This is a genomic window from Gammaproteobacteria bacterium (genome assembly GCA_027296625.1).
Lineage (GTDB): Bacteria > Pseudomonadota > Gammaproteobacteria > JAKEHO01 > JAKEHO01 > JAKEHO01.
Map to the genome: position 1 here is coordinate 1 of JAPUIX010000008.1, position 2960 is coordinate 2960.

The following is a 2960-nucleotide window of genomic DNA, read 5'->3' on the forward strand; positions in this document are numbered from 1 at the left end:
CGGCGTAGCGAGCTGATATACCAGGTTAAGGCCAGGTACTGGAACGAATGCCAGGTGTTGAAACCCTGAAAGGCAATTTGGATCCGCTGTCCGCTGAAACTGGTGATGAATAGCGCCATCGCGACGGTAATGAGTACCAACAGAATCTTCGGGTAATGGGCGATACCCTGTTGGATTTCGATGACACTCTTGATGATAAACAAAACCATCGAGAGGAGGAAGGCGCCGGTAACTAGATAGACCAGCAGCGGGGATTTCAGTATCTCAGGATACAGTAAACGCGTGCTCCCGATGTAAAACTCATCATGGATGAGTTTGTAGGAGGATAAAGGAAACAGACAGGTCAGGACAACCGCATAATCGATGATTCGGGACAAGGGTTGTAAGGGACTCGGTTTCCTACGCTCGTAACACTCCACGATGTAGGCGATCTGATGCAGGACGTGCATCGAAGCCCAGAAGAAAAAGATGGTAAGCAAGAGTCAAAAATTCCACAGCGCTGTCCCGACAACCAGAACTGGGATGATGAGTGAGCTACCGATCAGAAATCGGTGATGCTGCCGAAAGGGGCCATCCAAGGCAGTCCGAAAGAAGGTGGCATACATATGGGGGCCGCCGATCATCCCGGCAATGACGAGATTAACAAGCATCGCTGAGTTGCCCATCATCTCGTAAAGCGCCAGCGGAATGATCACCAACACACAACTCAAGGTAATGAAGCAAAGATCCCAGCTTTTGCTGTGCAGCCACGGCCCGTCTTCTCGCCTCTCCCAGTACGAATTGTCGTGCAACAGCGCTTTATTTGCAGCCATTGGGAGTGATTCCTTGTTTAGCCGTTAGGATGGCTTTGTTGCACGAATCGAGCAGACACCGCATTGCCCCTATGCACGCCTCTTTTAGGTGAGCGGATAGGACTGAGGACGACCCAATTCCCGTAGTCGATTGAGCAACACACAACCCAGTGAGGCTGCTCGTTCCTGGGCGTCATCCCGCTTCGCCCGCAAGCCGCCTCCGAAGGTCCGTTTATAACGAGAAACGGCATTCTCGGCATGGGATTGATTATAGTAGCCCGACGTCCGTTTCCATTCAAACTGATCGGTCCGCTGCATCTCTGAAAGATGTCGATCCCGCTGCGTCGGTGAGGTCGCGGCCTTGGCACTCAGCACCGCATCCTTGCGGGGGGGAATGATCACCTTGGCTCCCGATGAATGGCCGGCCACCGCGGCGTAGACGGGCTCTTGATCGTAGATGCCAGCACCGATGAAGCGTTCAATTTGCCGATCCACTTGGGCCAACAATGCCGGCACTTGAGACGGAGCTTGCTGACGGTCATCCGTCACCGTGGAAGCGATGATCCAACCCTGATCATCCACGCTGATATGCAGTTTGGGCCAGCTCTTACGGTGCTTCTCACCGTGTTTCTTGGCGTGCCATTCGCCTTGGCCACACACCTCTAACCCCGTGCTGTCGACGATCAGGTCAATTGGCCCTTGTGCCCCCCGATTGTCGAGCCGACTGAGTTCCAACGTGGCGTTTCGTCGCGATAGGGTCGTGTGATCGGGACACGGAAGCGACCAGCCCATCAGCTTCAAGACGCAGCCAAGAAAGCCTTCGGTCTGGCGCAGCGGCTGGTGAAACAGCAATCTAAGGGTAAACGCCGTCTCGATAGCGAGGTCCGAATAGACGGGTTGTCCGCCTCGTTTGCCAACTTTTGGAGGCGTCCAGGCGCAGGTCGCCTCTTGGCTGATCCATAGCGTGATGTCACCCTGATCGTGCAACGCTCGATCATACGCCAATTTTTGACGCGCTATGCTGTTTTGTATTTCGGATGTCGTTTGCCTCGTTTATGGGGCTCAGTCATGCGGCTCACCGTTGGCTTGCAGGGTTTGTGATACCCAAAGCATGATGGTCGATTCAACCCGTGTCAATGCGTGCTGGGGGATTCGTGCACCAATTCCGCCATTTCTTACGAGCCTCCGGCTTTAACAGGGCCACGAGATGACCATTCACTATGGCAATGCGGCTCCCAGATTTTTGTCACCGACCTGGAGGACAAAAATACTCTTTTCCCGGCTACTATTTAAGACCGAGGCGCTGACGGAGCTTGGCATGAAAATGCTCGGCTTCTTTGCGTTTCCATCCGTCGGCCAGGATACGTACACTGAGGCGGGTGGCTCTCGCGCTCACCGGTACCAATTCAAAGTCGACCTCGACTTTGTCTGCCCGCAACGCTTTGATGGTTGCCCCCAGGCCATCCATGTACTGGTTGAGAATTTGCAGCCGCAACTCGTTCACTTCCGCCAACGTCGCCGGCCAGATCTCTTCTAGGGTCACCGGATAGATCCAGGAGAGGGCTCCGGTGGCGTATGAAAAGGTACCCGTTCCCATGGCTGTCGGCGGATGAACCGGACTACAGCCGGCCAGGAGTGTCAATCCGATGCACCCCAGAATGGACAGATGCAGGGCTTGTTTTCCACACCAGCGTGCTGACATCGTATACCCCCTATGTTGTGTAATATGTCATTCTAGTTACAGCCTTTCGGAGAGCGCGATGATCTCTCCAAATCATGATGGTGTGTCGGTCAGGCCGACAGCGTGTAGTAAGAACGTCGGGTGGAGTTGTCGGGATCATGCCAACACCGCATGACAACCGGCTGGTTCTGCCGGCATAAGTAGATGAGCCATTACCAGGGAGAATAGAGAGGGGCGCGACAGATGGCGGTGCGTTGTTTTTCACCCTGTGACAGGGTGTTGACGCGGCGCTTCAGTTTATCCCAGATGCCCATCGCCTTGGCGAGCTCTGCCGCGCGTACACGTACCTCGCGATTCAGCTTCAGCGCTGTGGTAATCCGGTACGGGTGCAAGATATTGTCCAGGACGTTGAGATAATCGAGCAATTCGAAGTCCTGAAACACGAATCCCATGGTCGTGATACGGACATCACGGCGTTGCGAATCGCT

5 protein-coding genes are annotated in these 2960 nt (G+C 54.5%); all 5 read right to left on the reverse strand.

What is annotated here, in order from left to right:
• The coding region (locus O6944_00185; GenBank protein ID MCZ6717570.1) for a hypothetical protein at positions 1–449 on the reverse strand (449 nt) is incomplete at its 3' end.
• A 33-nt stretch (positions 450–482) separates the two neighbouring features.
• Complete coding sequence (locus O6944_00190; protein MCZ6717571.1) at positions 483–812, reverse strand: hypothetical protein; 330 nt, start codon at positions 810–812, stop codon at positions 483–485.
• Between the two features lie 84 nt (positions 813–896).
• On the reverse strand, positions 897–1796 hold the full coding sequence (locus O6944_00195; GenBank protein ID MCZ6717572.1) for an IS5 family transposase: 900 nt from the start codon (positions 1794–1796) through the stop codon (positions 897–899).
• A gap of 280 nt (positions 1797–2076) precedes the next feature.
• Positions 2077–2493, reverse strand: coding sequence for a DUF3568 family protein (locus O6944_00200; GenBank protein ID MCZ6717573.1), 417 nt, complete (start codon positions 2491–2493; stop codon positions 2077–2079).
• A gap of 191 nt (positions 2494–2684) precedes the next feature.
• Positions 2685–2960: ATP-binding cassette domain-containing protein (locus tag O6944_00205; GenBank protein MCZ6717574.1), on the reverse strand; the 276-nt coding region annotated here is incomplete at its 5' end.